Origin of the sequence: Rosistilla oblonga (assembly GCF_007751715.1) — a bacterium.
In the GTDB taxonomy this organism is placed as follows: domain Bacteria; phylum Planctomycetota; class Planctomycetia; order Pirellulales; family Pirellulaceae; genus Rosistilla; species Rosistilla oblonga.
The window spans coordinates 6,169,987-6,189,627 of the sequence record NZ_CP036292.1 but is presented as its reverse complement, the minus strand read 5'-3'; the positions used below and the strand labels follow the sequence as shown (position 1 = coordinate 6,189,627).

Genomic DNA, 19,641 nt, shown 5'->3' with positions numbered 1-19,641 from the left:
TTTCACGGTTGGGAGGTGCAGTGTGTCCCTTCGAGCCACCAAACGGGAACGTAGCATTTTTCTCAGCTGGCGGGTGGAGCAAAAAATCCCTTTCTGCAAGAGCGCGATACAATCGCGTCTCCAACCAGAAAGCGAAAAAGTTCCACTCAAGCCGCATGTCCAATCGCTGTCCCTCGAATGCCTGCTATTAACTATTCTAGCGCTACAGACTGGGGAGTAAACATTTGCCGCCGTTTCGCCGCCACACTAATTTACTCATCATCCCGATCCGCCCTTGAACTATCATCGCCAGCGCGTTGACAATACCGGTCAATTTATCGATTCACGAACAATCTGTAGGGAACACGCATGAAGTACTGGCTGATGAAGACCGAACCGGGGACCTATTCGATCGAAGATCTGGCGAAAGAGAAGCGGAAGACGACCTGCTGGGAAGGCGTCCGCAATTACCAGGCTCGCAATATGATGCGCGATGATTTTAAGAAAGGGGATCGCGTTCTCTTCTACCACTCGGGTGGGAAAGACCCCGCGGTTGTGGGAACTGCCAAGATTGCCAAGGGAGCCTATCCCGATCACTTTGCGTGGGATTCGGGCAGCAAGTATTACGACCCGAAGAGCAGCCCCGAAAACCCGCGCTGGTTTATGGTCGACGTGCAGTTAGACAAAGCGTTTGAGCAGCCAGTGACGCTTTCGCAGATGCGCAACGAACCCCAACTGGAGCAGATGGAACTGCTCCGCAAAGGAAGCCGATTGAGTGTCCAGCCGGTCACCGAATCGGAATTTGAGGTCGTGTTGAAGATGGCCGAAGCGGCCAAAAACAAAGCTTAGCGGCGAGCCTTCTTGGACTTCGCACCACCTTGGCGGACCTTGAACTTCGGATTGCTTTTGCAAATCACGTAGATTCGGCCACGACGCTTGACGACTTGGCAGTCGGGGTGACGATTCTTCAGCGTGCCGATCGAGCTTACAACTTTCATGGATCCAACTTTCTTAACAATATTATGCTAGCAACGGTTTACACTGCGTGCCGTTGGCAGTCTGATGTTTCTTCGGTTCATCAAGGGCTGCACATTTTATCCGTTCTTGATTTAACTGCAACGCCATTTTACCAGGAGCTTTTCTTTGCGTATCGCATACTTCGACTGCACCAGCGGAATCAGTGGTGATATGACCCTGGGGGCGCTGATCGACGCCGGGGCCAGTATCGACCGAATCCAAGCCGGTGTTCGATCGATGGGGCTCGGCGAGATCTCGATTACCGCGGAAAACATTAAGAAATACGGGTTTCGTGCGACGCAGGTCACGATCTCGCATCCGCCAGAACATGCTCATCGGCATCTCCATCACATCGAAGCGATGCTCGATAAAGGGGATATTTCGGCCGAAGCTCGCGATTTGGCCAAGCTGATTTTTCGTAATTTAGGCGAAGCCGAGGCGCAGGTTCACGGTTCGACGCTCGAAAAAGTCCACTTCCACGAAGTGGGAGCCATCGATTCGATCGCCGATATCACCGGCGTGGCGATCGCCCTGACCGAACTAGGTATTGAGCGAGTCGAGGCGTCCCCCGTCCCCACCGGTGGCGGAACGATCCAGATCGCCCACGGCCGCGTCGGGGTTCCCGCTCCCGCGACCGCGCTGTTGCTGGCCGGGATCCCGATCGCTCCGAGCGACATCCAGGCTGAGCTGACGACGCCGACCGGAGCGGCGATTCTGAAGACGACATGCAAGGCGTTTGGCCCGATTCCCGCGATGCAGATCTCCGCGATCGGTTGCGGTTCGGGGACGATGGATTTGGAGAAGCAGGCGAATATCTTGCGCGTGCTGATCGGCGACAGCGACGGCCAACCGTCCGCTGAGCAAGCTGCCGGGCAGTTCGAGACCGATCAGATCGTGATCACCGAGACGAACGTCGACGATTCGACGGCCGAAGAGTTGGCGTGGTGCGTCGACCAGTTGTTTGATGCCGGAGCGTTGGACGTCTACCAAACGCCCACGATGATGAAGAAGGGACGCAGCGGCACGAAGATCACCGTCTTGGCCGCTCCCGACCGCACCGCCACGATCGAGTCGGTGCTGCTGGGATGTTCGTCGGCGATCGGAGTCCGCAGTTGGGCCGCGCGGCGGACGAAGCTGATCCGCCGAGCGCATGCCGTCGAAACCTCGTTTGGCAGCGTGCAAGGGAAATGCGTCTGGCTCCCTTCATCGCAGTGGCGATTCACTCCCGAACACGAATCGCTCCGCCGATTGGCCGCCGAAAAACAAGTCAGTCTCCACGCCGTCCGCGACGCAGCAATAAAGGCCTTCGACGCGAGCGGTCTTTCGGCTCCGTAGTCGATGTTGTTAGAGGAGCCTTCGGCGGCTGGACGTATATGTCTGCTGCGTCAACTGCAACGCATCTCGAGTTAGCTTTCCGCGTTTCACTCACGAACTCAATTCCGTTTGGCGAACGATGTCCGAATTCCCTCGTATGTTCCGCGTTCGTCAAACGTTTGATGACACGCGTGTCGCTTCGATACCAGATTCGGTCGCGGAGCAGTTGAGTGGATCGTCGCTGGCGGCGAAGGTGCGGCCGGGGCAGAGCGTGGCGATCTCGGTCGGCAGCCGCGGGATCGCCAACATCGCGGAGATCGTTCGCGCAATCGTCGACTATGTCAAATCCTTGGGCGGCGTTCCCTTTATCGTTCCCGCCATGGGCAGCCACGGCGGCGGGACCGCTGAAGGACAAGCGGCACTCTTGGGACGATACGGCGTGACCGACGCGGCGATGGGATGCGAGATCCGCAGCAGCATGGAGACGGTTGTCGTTGCTCAGGCGAAAGAGGGTTTTGATGTCCACTTCGACCGGCACGCTTCGACCGCCGATCATGTGATCGTCTGCAATCGGATCAAGCCGCACACGCGATTTGTCGGTGAGATCGAGAGCGGGCTGATGAAGATGCTGTTGATCGGTTTAGGCAAACGCAACGGTGCGGTGGTCTACCATCAAGCGATTCAGAACTTCAGCTTTGGGCAGATCATTCGCAGTGTGGCCGGTGAGGTTTTGAATCGTTGCCCGATCGCACTTGGGGTCGCAATCCTAGAGAACGGGTACGACGAGACCGCAGCGATCCAAGCGGTCGAGCCACAACGGTTTGAATCGCATGAACGGGAACTGCTGCTGCGAGCCCGCGCGATGATGCCCGCCCTCCCCTTCGATCGCGCCGATCTATTGATCGTCGACAAGATCGGCAAGGACATCAGCGGTGCCGGGATGGACACGAACATCGTCGGCCGCAAATACAACGACCATGTGGCTCGCGAGGACGAATTTCCCAAGATCCACCAGATCTACGCCCGCGGCCTCACCGCAGCGACGGCCGGGAATGCGACCGGCGTCGGGATCGCCGAATATTGCCATCAACGACTTGTCGACCAGATGGATCCCGTCGCCACGCGGATCAATTGCCTGACCGGCGGCCACGTGACCGCGGCGATGGTGCCGATCCATTTCCCCACCGATCGCGAAGTCTTGGCAGCGGCGATCACGCAGGCGGGACTCGTCGCGCCGGCAGACGTCCGCTGGATGTGGGCTCCCAATACGCTGGAGATCTCCGAGGTGATGTGCTCCGAAGCCTACTGGAACCAAGTCGCCGATCGGCCGAACTTGCAGATCGTCCATCCGCCCGAACCGATCCGCTTTGATGCCGACGATCAGTTGTTGGAAGTTTTTTAGTTTAGAAGCCCGCTCAAGCCCCGCCGCGGTTTTGTCTTGCATGGACGCGCGGGGCGTTGCCCGTGCGGTTAAACGACGGGGATCGTCGCCGGGACGCTTTCGTTTAACCGCGTGCCCATCGGGCCGCGCGTCCTGGGGGTGAATTGGGGTACGCTTCTGGCTCGCACGAACGCGCGGGGCGTTGCCCGCGCGGTTAAACGATGGGGCTGCCGGGTGAGCTGTGTTTTAGCGATTCAAAATTTCCTGCCCGACATTGCGTCACAAACTGCTAGAATTCGGTATGAGTTCGCCGCAGCTCTTTCCCGCCGCTGCGATCCGTCGGTGGTCGTGGTGTTGCGTAGACCGCCGGAAACGCTGCTTATCCGAGGAATCCGATCATGGACCACGTTCGCCATCAAGTTGCTCGAGTCCGCCGGCGGTTGATGCTGCAAAAATTTGCAAGCATTTTCTGCTGGTCGCTTTTTGCCGCTTTGTGTATCGCGCTGTTAGCTCTGGCGGTGCCGAAGCTGTGGGCGCTGTCGTTCGATTTGGACACCTGGCGATTGTCTTGGTTGGCTGCCGCGGTTGCCGCTGCGGTGGTGATCGCGGGCGTGGTGACGCGGTGGACCGCGCCGAGCATGAACGACGCGGCGATCGCGATCGATCAGCAGTTTGGGCTCAAGGAGCGGATCAGCAGTTCGCTGTCGATGAGCGAAGCGGAGCTCGATTCAGAGATCGGCAAGGCGCTGTTGGCCGACGCGGCTCGCCGAGCGGAGAAGTTGGATGTGTCGGAGCACTTTCGCCACCGGGTGCAACGCATCGCGCTGCTGCCGCTGGCTCCCTGCGCTGTGATGGCCGTGTTGCTGTTCATTCCCGATGCGACTCAGGACAACCAAGCTCAAGCGAGCGTCGACACCGCATCGCAACAGCAGATTAAAACCGCTGCGGATGAACTGAAGAAGAAGCTCGCGGTGCGGCGCAAACGCGCCGAGGCGCAGGGGCTCAAAGATGCCGGCGATCTGTTTAAGAAGATCGAAGCCGATCTGGATCAGCTGTCGCAGCGCAAGGACATGAACCAGAAACAGGCGATGGTTGCGCTCAACGACATCAAGAAGCAACTGCAAGAACGCCGCGATCAAATGGGTTCGAAGGAAGAGATGCGGAAGCAGCTGGCTGGTTTAAAGGACATGCAACGCGGACCGGCTGACAAGTTGGTGTCGGCGATGCAGCGGGGAGAGCTGGGGAAAGCGGAAGACGAGATCAAGAAACTTGTCAAGAAGCTCAACGACGGCACGATGACCAAGGCCGAACAGAAGCAGTTGGAGAATCAGATCGCCAAGATGCAGGAGGCGATCGAGAAGGCTGTCGAAAAGCACGAACAGGCGAAGCAGGATCTGCAAAAGAAAATCGACCAAGCCAAGCAGGAAGGCCGCAGCGAGGATGCGGAAAAGCTGGAGAAGGAGTTGCAGCAGATGCAACAGATGGACCAGCAAATGCAACAGATGCAGCAGATGGCTGAGGGGCTAGCTCAAGCAAAAGAGGCGATGCAAAAAGGGGACGCGTCGAGTGCGGCGGAGTCCTTGGAACAGCTGGCCGAAGAGCTGGGTGAGATGCAGAACGAGATGGATCAATTGGAAGAGATGATGGACCAGTTGTCGCAAACCAAGCAGCAGATGCGATGCCAGAGCTGTCAGGGCAGTGGCTGCCAGCAGTGTCAGGGATCGGGGCAGTTTCCGGGCAAGGGGGGAGGCAAAGGCGAGGGAGGCGACGGAATGGGCGAAGGCGAAGGAGGGAAAGGCGACCGTCCCGAGGAGGAGACCGAGACGGGGAACTACGAATCGCAGGTCCGCACCAAACCGAAAAACGGCAGCGGGATCGCCGCCGGATTTGCCAACGGCCCCAATCGCAAAGGGGTGACGCGGGAGGAGATCAAGAGTGCGGTGATTAACGCGATGCAGGAGGAGAGCGACCCGCTGGAGGATCGTCCGCTCCCCAGGGCCGAGCGAGAGCATACCGAGCAATATTTCAACCAGTTGCGTCAGGGGAGCAGCGAACCGGATCGGTAATTTTTTGCTCTTTGAGGTGGCTTTCCCAATCGGAAATGGCGATATACAATCTGCGAGGTTTTGGGAGTTATCCACATCGGCAGGCCCCGCTTGCGTTGCCGGTCGATTGGATGTAAACCATTGCCTTGAAACAACTTGGCGGCATAGCTCAGCCGGTTAGAGCAGCGGAATCATAATCCGCGTGTCGGGGGTTCGAGTCCCTCTGCCGCTACTGCCAAACAAAAAGCCCTGGTTCGCGTACTAAACGCGACGCCAGGGCTTTTTTCGTGCGCCGCCGTGGCGGTCGGCTCCGTCGAGTGAGCTTCGTTAGCTGCAGCATCCCGCCATACCTCGCAAAGCCCAGCGACGTAACGTCCATCGCCCCAATTGGGGCAGTCCTACGTCAGCCCAGGGCAACGCCCTGGGACCATTAATGCGAGACGCGGCGGCAAAGCCCCAACGGGGCGGTCCTACATCGCCTCGAAGTCGAGGCGGAACTGGCGGCGCGAAACATTATTCTGCCCCCATCATTCAGCCAATTCGCCAGACGTGGCCAGAGCATGTTTTCAGGTGGGGCCAACACCGCCAGCGGGATGTGGATGGTGGATGTCGCCGGGAATTGTGCCTGTCCCCGATTGATTTGGGAATTGTGCCTGTCCCCGATTTGTTACTAAAAAGTCGGCTTTGAACGCCTTCATAGAGGGAATCTCTTGACTTCTGGGCTGCGTCAGCCGATACTTCGTGTGGAGACTCGGCCGGACCGGGAGCCCTTGTGGCCGTCGGGAAGGATTTTGTCTCCTTTTTTATGCGCTTCTATCACGTCCGCTCCCGTAAGGGTTTTGCACGAATGCAATCCCAAAAAGGTTCTTGAGCGTACCATCGGCATTCTTGGTTTTCTGCCGAAACTCAAGACGTTTGATCCAACCGCTGAAGTCTTGTTCGATTCGCGATCTCGTTTCCGCGTCCATATTCCACTGGGGGCGTCGGAAGCCCCAATTCAGACAGTAGATGCAAACGTCGGCAACCTGAATTGGAATGCTCAAGTAGGACGACGAGAAAAATGGTGCGGGGACAATCCAGTCAGCGCGTTGGGCACCCTTGTTTGTTCTAACGAAGTAGCGTTCAAGTTTTCGCACAAAGCGAATGTCGTTTTGTTCTTCGACTTGATCCATCACGATCAAGCCTTGTTCCTGCTGCTTGCGAACAAAGTGATAAAACCGTTCCAGCAGAAAGACATGATCCTTTCGCAAGTACTCTTTCGCTTCAAAGGTTTCAGGCGGTTTGACTCCCCGTGGAATCACCGAAGCAAACAGCTTGGCGTCATGGTCGCGAAGTAGACGGAAGATGCCTCGAGCCAATTCGAGGCATGCTTGGCCGTAGCCAGTAAACTCGTCGCGGCGTTGAGGTTGCTTCTGCAGGCCTTTGGAGAGAAAAGCACGAGCGTTTCGTTTTCGTTCAGCATCTCCTTGCGGTGGGCCTTGTTCGGCCCATTTGATTCGATCTTTGTCGAGAAGTTTAGAGCCTTTGAACTCTTTCTTGAAATCGGCAAGGCGAACCCCGAAACAATTCTCTTCAAGGCTTGCAACAGCACGAATGAACGGCCAGGCTTTTCGGTCTTGCAACGCGATGCCGCCGCGTACTTCGTAGGGCATCTGTTTGTGGTCGTGCCCGCTTTCATCCATAAACAATAGCCAGCTCATTCAAACCTCTCTTGTCGTTTGGTAAGCCCGCCATTGTAGGTGTTTGAAACGCGGAGGCGCGGAGGTTTTCTGCGGCATGTCGTCTCTGCGTTTCCAAATCATCACGCCGCTGTCCCTCCAACCCGCGTGACGACAGCGGGCACCGAGTTGGAGCCGGTCTTGATTCGCCCACGCGTCCGCTACGGCCACGCGATCTTTCAAGACGACAACTCGGTAGTCATCCCGCTCTGGATCGTCCCCGTTGGGGGAGATGTCCACGCCGTTGGCGTATTCCCAGCCGGTCTCGTGGAACCCGTCGAGGGAAAGTTGTTCGAGTTGGCCTTCGGACATCATCTGCGGTTTGCGCCTAAACAAGAATCTCGGTGTTTCAGGCCGATTTCAGGCTGGATTCCGTCGTTTGGCGGCTGTTGATGGTTCGGCTTTCGCGGAGGGCGTCGTCGTCGGAATCGGCAGCCGCGATCGTGATGACGCGGACGCCATGGAGCGGATGGTAACCGGCGATCTTTTTGATGAGCGAGTACCCTTCGTCTTCAAGCAGGACGAAGTACAGCATATAATCCAGAAACAGCTCAGGATTACTCTTTGAACTGTTGAACCTCGAAGGTATCTCGTTCGCGAAGATGCGGATACTTCTCTTTCACTGCAGCAAATGCCTCTTTGGTGATGACCCAGCGGTCAATTATGGGCTGGCGGTACTTTGGGCCGTGCGTCGCATCTCGAAGAACACCGTGAACTCTTTCGTATCTGGCGACAACTTTGTCGTCGAGAAGCCATTCAAGTGCGTTCAGTGGATTTGGACTCCAACCAAACTTGTCGCGCCAATTCACCGGAGGTCGGATTTCAAAATGGCAATGTGAAAGTCGTTGGTGACCACCGACAAATCGCCCTGAAACAAATCGACTACGGAGGTCCAAAGGCTCCCCGATCCACCAAATGAATGACCGTCCGCTGGGGCATTTTGGGATTCTGGGTGCCGAAATCAGTAGAGTGTCTCCCGCTTCCTCGAACCAGAAATGCACGTCAAAATCCTCTTTCCACGTGAAGTCTCGGATTCGCGCAGCAAATACGATCGACTCGTCATCAACAGAAGCACACTTAGCGGCATTTAGCATCTGCTGTTTTCGCGTTGTCGTATCCGTTTCTTCTCCACCATATTCCGAATCCGCAGGCCAATCGTCCGAAGAGCGAATCGCTGTCGGCCGTGTTCGATGAATCCACGCGTCTTCGTTTGACAGTGTGGCTTGACAAATCTTTGCAAGCTGCGGATTGCCACACCAACGGGAGCTTAGAATCGAACAAATTGCATTGCCGAAAGCCCTTTCCGCCTCAGCTGGAACATACGTGAAGTCTGCGTAGCGGTGAGGGCCGCGTTTTCGCAAGTCTGGATCAAAGGTAACAGCATTTCCGATTAGTTCCTTTGCCATAAGGCCTTCGAGTTTCTCAAAATTCAAACCGAAACGCCCACAATATTCGACAAGCATATGAACGGACGAAAACTTGTTCGCAAATCGGGTCGAACCCAGAATGGTCGGAGGGATTTCGAGTAACGCGACTTCCACCGCTTCCACCTCGTCAATTGAAAGCTCTGGTTCTGAAGGTAGCGGAAAAATAGGAGGATCGACTCCTCGTGTTTGTGCATTTCGCGTCAGAACAATCCAAGCCTGAAGACGGCAGTCTAGATCAGCCGATTCCATCACAGAACTTAACGTCGAATTGGCATTGTGAACCTCATCAGGATGCAGGACCGCCCAAGACTCTGCGGCGCTTAGCAGCCATCGTCGAGGCCACTCACTTGAAACTTCTTCCAATACACGCGGGATTATTGTTGGATCTTGCGACACGTAGCTGTGGAGCCCCTCTAAGGCAGCGACAGTTACCTCAACGCTGTAGGTTTCAAAAAGGACTTTGATTAGATCAATGAAGACGTCATCCGTTGACGCCAATTCAGATTCTGCAATTTGCGGTAGCGAAATCGAATCGAGCGGTTCGCCGCCGAAAGCCCAGCGCAGATGCATGTCGAGTTGAATATCCAGCCCCTTCAGCAGTTCCTCATTGCCGTGCTGACGAGCCCGTCGCAGGGCAACCGACATAAGGCCGCTCGCGTATCCGACGTACCGATACTCTTCGTCATCTTTGTTCTGAAGAAAATGGTCGATTTCATTCCACCAGCCGTCTTCCTCAAGAGGGTCATTTTGTGGAGCTACTTCGCGAGTCGCCCTCGGCTGTTCTGCATTTTCATTATCTCGCTTAACTTTCACGATTGGGCTGACTGATTCCATTGCCGCGGCAATCTCGGTCTTTCGCTCAGTAGCAACACCGTTCAGAAGCAATTCCTTCAATTCCAGCAGCGACGATGTATCACCGTTGTTGAACCAATAACTCAATGATAGAGCGATGCTCCAGATCTGTAGCACCTCTTCGTCATTAACCGTGAGCCCTTGTGTCAGCGCTTCGATGTGCCCTTCGACGAACTGCTGCCTGATTTGAAAATGCCAGTCGCGCTCGCATTTTTTCGGGAGTGTTGTTGAAACTAGGCGCCACCAACTCGTCGTTTTGCCAGCACGGATTGCGGCAGCACTGATTCCTTTCAAAATGTCAGGTTCGAGACGGTTGTCCCCATCCCTTTCATCACAGATTCTGCATATCTCCCAAAGCATCCAACCTTCAACCGACCAAATGTTGGGGTCGTTTTTTGCCGCTTCCTGAAACCAGTCGTTAGCTCGCTCAAACGAGTATTCTTTATGGGTTCGATAACCGACGATTAGTCTGCTCGCGCGTCCTTCAGCGTAGTCTGCAAGATCATCCATCCCGATTGATCGTGCGTATGGAACCAGATCATCAGCAGTCTCTCTCGCGTTTTCTGGTGCCCACGCCCACGCGGAACCATCTTCGGATATGTAGTTGTTAAGCCACGCACGAAGAATATCAACCTTGCCGTGTCGATTGACAACGTTCCAGATCGCACTCAAACGGAAGCCAAGTGCATACTCCTGAGCAAACGGCAACGCCGCTTCAAAGGCTGCGGAATCTAAATCACCACCTAGCTCTCCACAGATTATCGTCAATCTTTCCGCAAGCTCCGCCGCTTCCCTTCGGCCCTCAAACCGATAGCCAGCGCGGTTGATTACATCTCCCCACAACGCCGAGAGTAACTGCCGAATGTGGTCGGGCGGAAATGATGCTGCAGCAGATTCGCGATTGGCTTTCGCTAGGTGACTCTCCAGCCTCCCGACGACCGCTGCGGCACGAAAGACGAGCTTCATCGCGTTTTCGACGCTTGCTTCGTCGGGGGCTTCAAATGATTCAAAAATCCGATCGGCAATGTCGCCCGGGTCCCAACTGTGACGCGTCCAGCCAAACGCCATCGCCGAATTAATGAACTGCAATAAGTTGATGTTCTCTACCCGATAGTACTTGGAAACTTCAGGCAAAATTTCTTGTAGATCGTCCGGGGCAATTACCCACGCTGATTCCGCAGGCATTCCAGAGCGTAGTGCATACCACGATGCCTCCAGTCGAAACGCGTCGCTAAATGACTCTCGATTTTCCTCCATTGATTGGAGCAAGTCTGCGACCAGCGACCATGAGCCCGCCTTTGCTAGATTGCGAACCGCCAACTCCTGATTTGAATAGAATCTTACGGCGTGGTGGGCGAACAATTCATCCGCTGACTCCAAGTTTGGAGCAGTCGTTAATTCATCCACGTAGCCCTTTTCAAAACTGTAAAACGCGTCAGTCTCTAATCGAGGTGATTCTCTGCTAAGCTCGCCCCAGAATTGCCATTGAATTCTCGCTGAAAGACGCCCCAGTACTTCAAAATCGCTTACGGCGACTTCATCGAGTCTTGGTTCTTCGCCATCACGAATTCGATGCATCCGGTCCGACTCAAAATCCGGTACAGTCTGAATGACCTGTTCGATTCCAAGTCCATCAAGCCACCGGTCCAATAGGCCTCGGGCTCGTTCGGGATCGCCGCCTTCCACCAATTCATGAGCGTCCCACACAAGTTGATGAAAGTCGTCCTTTGTCCATTGCACAAAGGGTCGTACGTTTGCCTCCGCAGGTAGGAATGGGGGTAAATCCTTTTCCCATTTCTCAATTGCGATTTGATGTTCTATGAATTCACTGACGCGATCGAGTGTGTCACAAGCACACGAGACCGTCACAACGTTAGACCAATTCCTGGCTTTGGAAAGCTGTGCTACGGCCATTTCGCCTTCCTGAAGCAACGCATCCATTTCCAAGCCAAGAGTTGCCCCCTCAAGTACCCAATCAACATCAAACAGACTTGCCGCTTCAATCGACCGATCAGCCAGGTTCAGCAGAGGAAACAGCTGCAGATGCGCTGTTAGACGATCCGCTTCTTTGGTACTGAAATAGTCTATGAGTTGCGATGCAACCGCCTTTTGATCTTCCTCAGGGAAGCTTTTGTATTTTGACGCAAGGAATACCCGGACATCATTGTGCCGAATCAGGAAGCTCTCCCCTTGTCGCGTCAGCAACGGACCTAGGTCGATGAGTACCTGTTTCCACCATGGTGACGGCTTCTGCCAAGACGAGAATACCGTTGCGAGTTGATTGGCGGTTACCGGCGTTCTCGCCAACGAAATCATGCCGGCGAGCGAACAGCTCAGCTCACGAGCTTCCCTAAGAACATGCTTCCAAATCGAGTCGTAGTAACTCAACAACCCCTCGCCGAGTAACCGATCTTTGAGTTTGTTCTCAAGTTCTTCGAGTGAATCGCAGAGCTCTGATTCCGCAACTGCAAACACTACGGCCAGCGTGTTTCCTTTGGACAACTCGTCGATTAGTCGCACAGCTTCGTCGATGTGCTCTTCGCCAGTCGATGTGCTTGACTTCATAAGAAGACACTTAATGTCTTCTCCTTCGAGCTTAGGCAAATCGATTCGGCGGACCTTCTCGTTTTCCATCGTTAACCACGTTGGGTACTCATCCGCGTAGTACTCAGGCGGTTGTCCAGCAATCAAAAGACGAATCTGCTTGTTCGCAATAGAATCCGGTGACGGCAAAGAGGCGAAAAATTCTGCGATCTGTTCTGGCATTACCTGCGAGGCACGTGCAGCATGGTCGATTCCGTCGATTGAGATGACAAACCTTCTACCGAGTTCTTGTCCAATCACGTCGGACAATCGCAGCACGTGGTCTCGCGCTTCAGCCCACGTCAGGAAGTCGTTTCTAAGCGGAACCTTCAGCTCAAAAAGCCGCGTCGCAAGTCCGCGTCGCAGTTGGGTCAACAGGCTGAACCAGAGCTCTTCGGGCTTCACCCGGGATGAGTCGGGAGAGATGAATGGATGCTCTGGCCGAATTGGCTCAAAACAGAAGAAGCGAATACCAATGATGCCCTGAAAAGCATTATGCGTGCGGCGATTTGCCAACCAACTCACTGCGCTCGTTTTTCCTGATCCCGGCTCACCCGTGAGAAAAACAATGGGAGCCTCTTTTTCGTCGAGTAAGTCTGTCTGGAGTTGTTCGGCTATCGGCAGACGAGTCGGAAAGAATGGTGATGGCGGTGGGGGCGCGGGCGCAAACTCTTTCGGGGCGGGTTCGACAGTTAACGCGTTACATAGTACTTCAACGGTCACGCCCGCGTGTCCGGTAGTCCATGACCGTAGTTCTCGGCACAGAGCGTCAAAGAGCGGGGCTGTTTTTTGTTCTGTTATGCCAAATGCAACGGCAAGCGATTCACGGACGCGAGATTCGAGGCCATCGAGGTCATCTTCCTTAGTACGGATGGTAAGTTGACGGAGGAATTTGGTTGCTTCCTCGTCATCGCCCTTATAGCAGGCTAGCCATTCGGCCCAAGCATCGGCGTAGTCGAGTGTGTCGTCGTCAACAGCAGGAAGTGAGATGCCTGATAATTCTTTTGTTTCGAGTTCGCTCTTTAACCAGTTCCAAAACTCCAATAGCGGAGGACGGCGTTTGCCGTTGCCGCGAGTAGACCAACGCGAACCATCTTCGCGATTCGTGTAAAGGATCAATTCATTTGTGGGGTCGATCAATCCGCTGTACTTTCCCCCCTCGAACAGACTCCCAAGAAGCGAGTTGCCTTTGTCATCGACCTCAACGAGGGTTCCAAACGTCAGGTTGTTTTTTTCACGCGTGTGTTTGACTTGGTAAAGTCTTTTCCCGTTTGTATGCGTGACGACAACATCGTCCCACCCTTGGATCGAGGGAACTTGGAACGCGACTTGTGTTATCCCTTCATCGGGGTTCAGTAGTTTCACGACCTCAATAAGGCCAACAAACCATTCATACCAATAAGGATGTGCTTGACCCGAAGTATCATTGAGAAGTGACATATTGCTGACCCAAGCTACGCGGCGACGGCACGGTGAAATTGAGTGGCTTACTCGCGGGTGGGGCCCTCCATCTGTTCGGCGACGGGGACGCCATCGCCTTCCACCTCTTCGGCTCCCACGTAGCGACCGCGGGCGTGAGCACGTAGCCATGTTCGGCGATCTCGTCCAACGTCGCGCTCTTGCAGAAGCCGGGGATGTCGCGGTAGCCGACTTGTTCAGCATTCCCTCCCCTCGTCGTCGTTCCTACTCCTCGACCCTCCCCGAGGGAGGGTGAAAGGATGGGGCCTCGCTTCCACGTATGAAAGGTGCTGACGATCTTTTTGGCGTCTTTGTCGGTGAAGGCCCGGAGGACTCGGTCCACCATGTAGCCCATCGCGGGGTCGTAGACTCGCCCTTTGAACGGTTCGAGCATTTCGACGATTAGGTTGTCGATGGAGTTGGGCGTGTCGTACTGACCGCCCTTCTTGCCTTCGTCGAGTGCGAATTGCCCCAGAAAATATTCGTAGACGTGGCCAAGGATGTCTTTGGCGTCAAGCGATTCGTGCTGGAAGGGGATCTCTGCGATCAGGTCGATCAAGCCGGTGAGGCTTTCGGCGGGAAGCTGGAGCTGGGTGTAGTTCTTGTTGAGTACGCCCTTCAGTTTTGGGTTGTCCTGCTCAACGGCGGTCAGCGCATCGTCGATCAGCTTGCCGATCGACGTGATCTTGTAGGTCGCTTTCTTGCCGCCCGCGATTTCAATCTCAGTTCCGGCCGGCAGAGCGGCATTCTCCTGAATCGTCTTCCAGCGAGCGACCGCTGGAACCCAGAATACGTTCTCCTCCAGATAGTAGTCCCGCACCTCCAGTTCCTGTTGAATCGTCTCCCGGTACTCGTCGTCCGAATAGCTTGCCGGATCGATGTAGTAGGCGTGCCCCGCGTCACGCAACTGATCTTCAAGTGCCCGCTGACGAAGTTCAAACGCGTCGGAAACGTATTTCAGGAAGATCAGACCGAGAACAGCGTGCTTGTAAACGGCGGCGTCCAAGTTGGCACGCAATCTGTCCGCCGCAGTCCAAAGTTTCTTATCGAGATCCTTGAGGGGCTTCTGGCCGTCCGCCTCTGACATAGCTCATACTTTGCGTTGAGAAACCGTCAAAGAGGCATGTCGTCATGCCCCTTTCGTACTGTTGCCTTTTACCTGCAACGATCGTATGGTTTCAGTGCACCGCAAACAAGCAGGCAGGCACCCATGAACGCCTTTGGCGAAAAAATACGTGAGCTTCGCAAAGGCAAGGGCTTTTCGCTTCGAACGCTCGCGCCGATGGTTGGTGTTGGCTACAGCTACTTGAGCAAAGTCGAAAACAGCAAGTTGGACTTCGGCGACTCGCCTTCAGAAGCATTGATTCACCGTCTAGCGGAAACGCTCGATGGAGACGAAGAAGAGCTGCTGCTCATGGCAGGCCGGATTCCTGAATCCATCTGTCGCCGTATTCTCGATCAGCCTGAGGTTTTTCGCGCCCTTGCGAAGTGTGACGATGCAACCCTGAAGGATGTTGCCGATTGTGTACGAAGCGAAACCGCGAACCGAGGTGTACGCCCGCGATGATCCGACAAAGTGGATGCGATGAATCGGCAAAAGCTGATCGACGAGATCTCTGGGCAACTGGCCATCAAGTTCAAAGTCGGCACTGGCAATTGCCTCTGCCGCTTCATCTTTGCTCATCGCATTGATCAGTGCTTCGTTCAGCGTGATCAATTCGATGCTCCGTCGAATCATTCGTAGTCCGATGTCGCGTAAAAGCCAAGCCGAAGAACGAGCCGGAAGAATGGCTTTCCCAGATTGGTTGCCTCGCCTCGAGGTAGAGACTTAACTGGCGGCGCGAAACATTATTCTGCCTCCATCATTCTGCCAATTTACCAGGCGGAGGCAGAGTCTATTGTCAGGTGGTGTCAGCATCGCTGGCGGTATATGGATGGTGGATGTCGCCGGGAATTGTTCCTGCCCCCGATTGGTTTCCGAAACATTATTCTGCCTCCATCATTCTGCCAATTTACTGGACGGAGGCAGAGTCTATTTTTAGGTGGTGTCAGCATCGCCAGCTGTAAATCGATGGTGGATGTCGCCGGGAATTGTTCCTGCCCTCGATTGGCTCTGTACCTAAAGAATGGGAAGGAGTCTGTCGTGCCTTCGGCACTTATTCTGTTCGGTTGGCTTGTCATCATGGACTTGCGTCCATGGCTAGTGCATGCCATGCCTGCGGCACTGAGCATGCCATTGCGGGGCTGAGCCGTGTTTGTGCCTAGGCAAATGAGCCGCCACGCGCTAGCGCGGCGTTCTCCAGGGTAACCGGACGCTAACGCGTGGCGGCTGATACCTCAAATTGAAGCGCTGAACAGTCCTGACTGCCATGCGGTGCTAGGGTATGTTCTCGTCCAGGCGTGGTACAATCTCACGCTGTCGAGAGCCGCCGGGCTCCATGGAATCGACGATTGTGCTTGCCTCCGATCGTTCTATCGATCGCTAATTTAACTCCTAGAACTTACGAGCCACCAATGAGAATGACTTCACGAATTAACGTTTTGGGGATGCTCCCTTGTATGATTGCGGGGCTGCTTGTATCGCTGGCATTCGAGGCCGACTTGGGGGCGGAGCCACCCGCTGCGGACGCGACTCCCGAAATCCCTCAGTGGGTCGATCTGTTTAACGGCCGCGATTTGTCGGGATGGGCGAACGTCAACACCGAACCAGATACCTGGTCGGTCAAGGACGGCCTGCTGGTATGCAGCGGTAAGCCGATCGGTGTGATGCGATCGGAGAAGCAATACGAGAACTTCATCCTGCATATCGAGTGGCGGCACATGAAGGCCGGGGGCAATTCCGGCGTGTTTGCGTGGAGTGAGGGATTCGTCCCTGAGGGGAGCCGGCTTCCCAAGGGAATGGAAGTCCAGATGCTCGAATTGGACTGGGTCAATCAGCATCCGTTGAAGAACGGGGAGCCGAACCATATCGGGTACATCTCGGGCGAATTGTTTGGTGCCGGCGGACTCACCGCCACGCCCGACAACCCGCGCGGCAGACGCAGTATGTCGGTCGAACTGCGTTGCAAGGGTGTGGGGCAATGGAACGTCTACGATGTCGTTTGCGTCGACGGCACGGTCAAGCTGGCGATCAATGGCAAGTTCGTCAATTCCATTCGCGATTCGTCGGTCCGCAAAGGCTATCTCTGTCTGGAGTCCGAAGGCTCGGAAATTCACTTCCGCAACATACGAATCCTCGAACTGCCCCCGGGCATCACCACGCCAGAACAGACGGCAAAAGTTATCGAGGAGTAGAATCCTCTGCACCGGTGTCGATCGCACGCGGGGGCGCTCATCACGCCCCCGAGCGATCAATTCTCGTTTTTGGATTCTTTGTCGCTGCGCGCCTGCTTCACCATCGCAACAATCGCTTGACGGCATTCATCGGAACTCCGGACTTCCTGCGGGAATCCAATCCGAACCGATTGGACACGCTCGGGTGTTTTGAGCCGCAAATGAAAACCGAGGCGGTCGACGGCGGTCATCTTTGCTTCGGAGGCGACGATCTCTTTTTCCGCAAAAGCGATATCGAGCATCGCAGCGGCATGATCGTCGTTCATGTGTTGCAGGATACCCGCCGCAGATTCAGCCAATGGATCTGCAACCGCACGCTGGAAATCATCCGCCTGGATCCAGCCCATCACTCCAAATCCTCCAACAAAATAGAGCTCCGTAGGATTGAGACGCCAGAATGAGAAATCGGCAAAGTCGACGTAGTAACTCGCGTTCTCATGGCGGCTGAGATACAGAGCGCGGGTTTCATCCAGCTCTTCATCGGGCACCGGTTCGGTGTTGCCGACCAGCGTCAAACGCCCTGCACCCAGCGGATCGCGATCGGCTGAAGGATCGGTGACAAATAACGAAGCGCGGGGATCCTCTCGGAGGTTCTTCGTGTGCATCGCCATCGCGCTGATCAGAAACAGCGGCCGGCCGATCGCATCCAATGCGTACGGCATCGTCGACCCAAACGGAAACCCTTTGCAGTGGACCGAGTGGGTGGAGATGACACCCACCTGACTCAGCGACAGCATCGTTCGAGCGCGCTCGGCAAACGTCGTCTCCGCCGCAGGATTGGGATCTTGGGGAGCTGTTGTGTAAGCGTGTTTTCGCGGTTGAGCCATTGCCTGAATGCTTTCTGTGGACAGAGATGCAAGAGATGAAAATGCGATCCCGACCGCATCGCTTGATCACCGCATCCTAACGCAAAACCAACCACCTCCGAAATGCTTCGCACATTCCGAATCAGAGCACAGGCATTAACAGATATTACGAAAGGTGCCAGGACATGTTTTCGAGTCGTGTCAGCGTCGCCTGTGGGACGTGATGTTGGGTGTCGACCTCTCCGGGAATTGTGCCTGTCCCCAATTGGTCCGCTACTGGGCGTCCTCGTATGCCAGACGGATGAGATCGTTGGTTCGTTTCCCGACGGGGCCGCTGATTGTGGGCGAGCGATGCTCCAGCACCGCTGCGGTAAAATCTGAGATCAGCGGAGCGTGCAGGTTGTCTGCTGGCGGATGCGATTCCAACTGTTGCCCTTCGGACGTGGAGAGCATTAGGTCGCCATGGTTCAGGTCTTCGACGGTGATCCGTCCTTCGGTTCCGATGATCTCCAATCGATCTGGCGTCTCCACGGTGCCGAAGTAGCACTGCAGGATTCCATGGGCGCCCGAGTTGAATTGCACCAGCAGCGTTGCCGCCTGTTCAGCTTCGTAGTCGGGTGAATCGATCACGCTCGCTTTGACTGTTGCGACATCTCCCAGCAGTTGCAGGAAGACATCCAATCGATGACTTCCGATATCCATCAACGGCCCTCCGCCTCCGCGCGACCGGATCACTCGCCAATCATCCGCCGGGAATCGGTTGGGATTCCCGGTCACACACCCGATGGAAAGGATTCGGCCCAATTGCTTCGCTTCGATCAGTTGCTGGATTCGCAGCACGACGGGATAGAATCGTCGGTAATAAGCGACACCAAGAGAGACGCCTGCCTGGTCGCACGCGGAGATCATTTGATCGCACTCGGCGGGATTGAGAGCCATTGGCTTTTCGACGAGAACGTGCTTGCCAGCTCGGGCAGCCGCGATCGTTTGCGGGCAATGGCAGTCGACTGGAGTTGCGATGTAGACGGCATCCAAATTGGGTGAAGCGATCAAATCATCTGCATTGGTAAATCGGTGCGGCACACCAAATTGATCCGCAAACTGATCTAATTGCGGTTCACTGCGACGGCAAACCGCGACTAGTTCCGAATTTGGATCGCTCTGAATCGCCGCGGCAACACGTTTATTGGCAATGTCACCGACACCCACCAGTCCCCATCGAATCGTCAAATTTTCTACTCCATCGCTGTGAAAGGGGGCCAGGGCATGTGTTCAGATTGTGACAGCATCCCCTGCCTCAAAAGTTGTGCCTGTCCCCAATTGGCATCGATGGATTCGCACCTCACCCCAGCGGCCGCAACGCAAACACATCTCGTTAGGCCCGAATCGGAAACCGCCGCCGTGTCTCGCACTTTGCCTTAAGGCAAATCCCGTATTTGAGTTTAAACGAATCAGCCGCCACGCTCCAGTGTCCGGTTCCCTTGGACAACCGGACGCTAGCGGCTTGTCGGTTTAGTCACAACGAGCTTCCTTGGATTAGCCGTTTGGGCGTTAGCCCCGGTTTCGTGGCAGCGGAACCGGGGCTAACGCCCAAACGGCTGATTAAACCGACAAGCCGCCAACGCATGGCGGCTGATAACTCCGTTTGAAAAACGGAATCGTCCTGCACCTCGCCTGATGAACGATGGCGTCGCGATAGGTTAATATCTATATAACAACGCTCGATAG

13 protein-coding genes, 1 tRNA gene and 1 pseudogene are annotated in these 19,641 nt (G+C 55.3%); 7 read left to right on the top strand and 8 right to left on the bottom strand.

Features of this window, described 5'->3' with window-relative positions; translation table 11 throughout:
- Nucleotides 1–348 precede the first annotated feature (348 nt).
- The gene (locus CA51_RS22015) at nt 349–828 is read left to right on the top strand and encodes an EVE domain-containing protein (protein WP_145123303.1); all 480 of its coding nucleotides are present in this window, start codon (nt 349–351) and stop codon (nt 826–828) included.
- Here CA51_RS22015 and ykgO read toward each other — a convergent pair.
- Nucleotides 825–977 (bottom strand): type B 50S ribosomal protein L36, encoded by a 153-nt coding sequence (gene ykgO, locus CA51_RS22010; RefSeq protein ID WP_145123302.1) that lies wholly within the window; start codon nt 975–977, stop codon nt 825–827. The genes CA51_RS22015 and ykgO overlap by 4 nt on opposite strands.
- A gap of 145 nt (nt 978–1,122) precedes the next feature.
- On the opposite strand from ykgO, the gene larC reads away from it, so the two are divergent.
- The 4 genes from larC (at nt 1,123) to CA51_RS21990 (ending at nt 5,968) form a co-directional block, all read left to right on the top strand.
- A complete protein-coding gene (gene larC / locus CA51_RS22005) occupies nt 1,123–2,331 on the top strand; it encodes a nickel pincer cofactor biosynthesis protein LarC (RefSeq protein WP_145123301.1) in 1,209 nt (402 codons plus the stop codon).
- A gap of 118 nt (nt 2,332–2,449) precedes the next feature.
- Nucleotides 2,450–3,712 carry a nickel pincer cofactor-dependent isomerase, group 22 gene (locus CA51_RS22000; RefSeq protein WP_145123300.1) on the top strand — a complete coding sequence of 421 codons (1,263 nt, stop codon included), beginning with the start codon at nt 2,450–2,452 and terminating at the stop codon, nt 3,710–3,712.
- A 377-nt stretch (nt 3,713–4,089) separates the two neighbouring features.
- Entirely contained in the window at nt 4,090–5,757 is a 1,668-nt protein-coding gene (locus tag CA51_RS21995) for a hypothetical protein (protein ID WP_145123299.1), read from the top strand.
- Between the two features lie 137 nt (nt 5,758–5,894).
- Nucleotides 5,895–5,968 (top strand) — tRNA-Met (locus tag CA51_RS21990).
- 571 nt (nt 5,969–6,539) lie between these two features.
- Here CA51_RS21990 and CA51_RS21985 read toward each other — a convergent pair.
- The 4 genes from CA51_RS21985 to CA51_RS21965 all read right to left on the bottom strand — a co-directional run bounded on the left by CA51_RS21985 (nt 6,540) and on the right by CA51_RS21965 (nt 14,861).
- Complete coding sequence (locus tag CA51_RS21985) at nt 6,540–7,436, bottom strand: DUF3800 domain-containing protein (RefSeq protein ID WP_145123298.1); 897 nt, start codon at nt 7,434–7,436, stop codon at nt 6,540–6,542.
- 367 nt (nt 7,437–7,803) lie between these two features.
- Nucleotides 7,804–7,989, bottom strand: a complete 186-nt coding sequence (locus CA51_RS25980; protein WP_197451389.1) for a hypothetical protein — start codon at nt 7,987–7,989, stop codon at nt 7,804–7,806.
- A gap of 22 nt (nt 7,990–8,011) precedes the next feature.
- Nucleotides 8,012–13,756: an ATP-binding protein gene (locus CA51_RS25975; protein ID WP_197451388.1), complete on the bottom strand. Its 5,745-nt coding sequence runs from the start codon at nt 13,754–13,756 to the stop codon at nt 8,012–8,014.
- Nucleotides 13,740–14,861, bottom strand: coding sequence for an HsdM family class I SAM-dependent methyltransferase (locus CA51_RS21965; protein ID WP_231745829.1), 1,122 nt, complete (start codon nt 14,859–14,861; stop codon nt 13,740–13,742). Before CA51_RS21965 ends, CA51_RS25975 begins: the two co-directional genes overlap by 17 nt.
- 36 nt (nt 14,862–14,897) lie before the next feature.
- On the opposite strand from CA51_RS21965, the pseudogene CA51_RS26480 reads away from it, so the two are divergent.
- Nucleotides 14,898–15,122 (top strand): annotated as a pseudogene (locus tag CA51_RS26480) (helix-turn-helix domain-containing protein); the annotation flags it as partial.
- Between the two features lie 24 nt (nt 15,123–15,146).
- Here CA51_RS26480 and CA51_RS26260 read toward each other — a convergent pair.
- Nucleotides 15,147–15,491, bottom strand: coding sequence for a hypothetical protein (locus tag CA51_RS26260; protein WP_231746240.1), 345 nt, complete (start codon nt 15,489–15,491; stop codon nt 15,147–15,149).
- Between the two features lie 803 nt (nt 15,492–16,294).
- On the opposite strand from CA51_RS26260, the gene CA51_RS21955 reads away from it, so the two are divergent.
- A complete protein-coding gene (locus CA51_RS21955; RefSeq protein ID WP_231745828.1) occupies nt 16,295–17,068 on the top strand; it encodes a 3-keto-disaccharide hydrolase in 774 nt (257 codons plus the stop codon).
- Between the two features lie 56 nt (nt 17,069–17,124).
- Here CA51_RS21955 and CA51_RS21950 read toward each other — a convergent pair whose 3' ends face one another.
- Together CA51_RS21950 and CA51_RS21945 are read right to left on the bottom strand one after the other, a co-directional pair.
- On the bottom strand, nt 17,125–17,934 hold the full coding sequence (locus CA51_RS21950; RefSeq protein ID WP_145123295.1) for a HugZ family pyridoxamine 5'-phosphate oxidase: 810 nt from the start codon (nt 17,932–17,934) through the stop codon (nt 17,125–17,127).
- A gap of 252 nt (nt 17,935–18,186) precedes the next feature.
- The gene (locus CA51_RS21945) at nt 18,187–19,143 is read right to left on the bottom strand and encodes a Gfo/Idh/MocA family protein (protein ID WP_145123294.1); all 957 of its coding nucleotides are present in this window, start codon (nt 19,141–19,143) and stop codon (nt 18,187–18,189) included.
- Between the last annotated feature and the right edge of the window lie 498 nt (nt 19,144–19,641).

Bases quoted from the DNA above. Each gene is read 5' to 3' on its own strand.
- CA51_RS22015 (WP_145123303.1), top strand. From the start codon at position 349: ATGAAGTACTGGCTGATGAAGACCGAACCGGGGACCTATTCGATCGAA.
- ykgO (WP_145123302.1), bottom strand. From the start codon at position 977: ATGAAAGTTGTAAGCTCGATCGGCACGCTGAAGAATCGTCACCCCGAC.
- CA51_RS22000 (WP_145123300.1), top strand. From the start codon at position 2,450: ATGTCCGAATTCCCTCGTATGTTCCGCGTTCGTCAAACGTTTGATGAC.
- CA51_RS21995 (WP_145123299.1), top strand. From the start codon at position 4,090: ATGGACCACGTTCGCCATCAAGTTGCTCGAGTCCGCCGGCGGTTGATG.
- CA51_RS21985 (WP_145123298.1), bottom strand. From the start codon at position 7,436: ATGAGCTGGCTATTGTTTATGGATGAAAGCGGGCACGACCACAAACAG.
- CA51_RS25980 (WP_197451389.1), bottom strand. From the start codon at position 7,989: ATGCTGTACTTCGTCCTGCTTGAAGACGAAGGGTACTCGCTCATCAAA.
- CA51_RS25975 (WP_197451388.1), bottom strand. From the start codon at position 13,756: ATGTCACTTCTCAATGATACTTCGGGTCAAGCACATCCTTATTGGTAT.
- CA51_RS21965 (WP_231745829.1), bottom strand. From the start codon at position 14,861: ATGTCAGAGGCGGACGGCCAGAAGCCCCTCAAGGATCTCGATAAGAAA.
- CA51_RS21955 (WP_231745828.1), top strand. From the start codon at position 16,295: ATGACTTCACGAATTAACGTTTTGGGGATGCTCCCTTGTATGATTGCG.
- CA51_RS21950 (WP_145123295.1), bottom strand. From the start codon at position 17,934: ATGGCTCAACCGCGAAAACACGCTTACACAACAGCTCCCCAAGATCCC.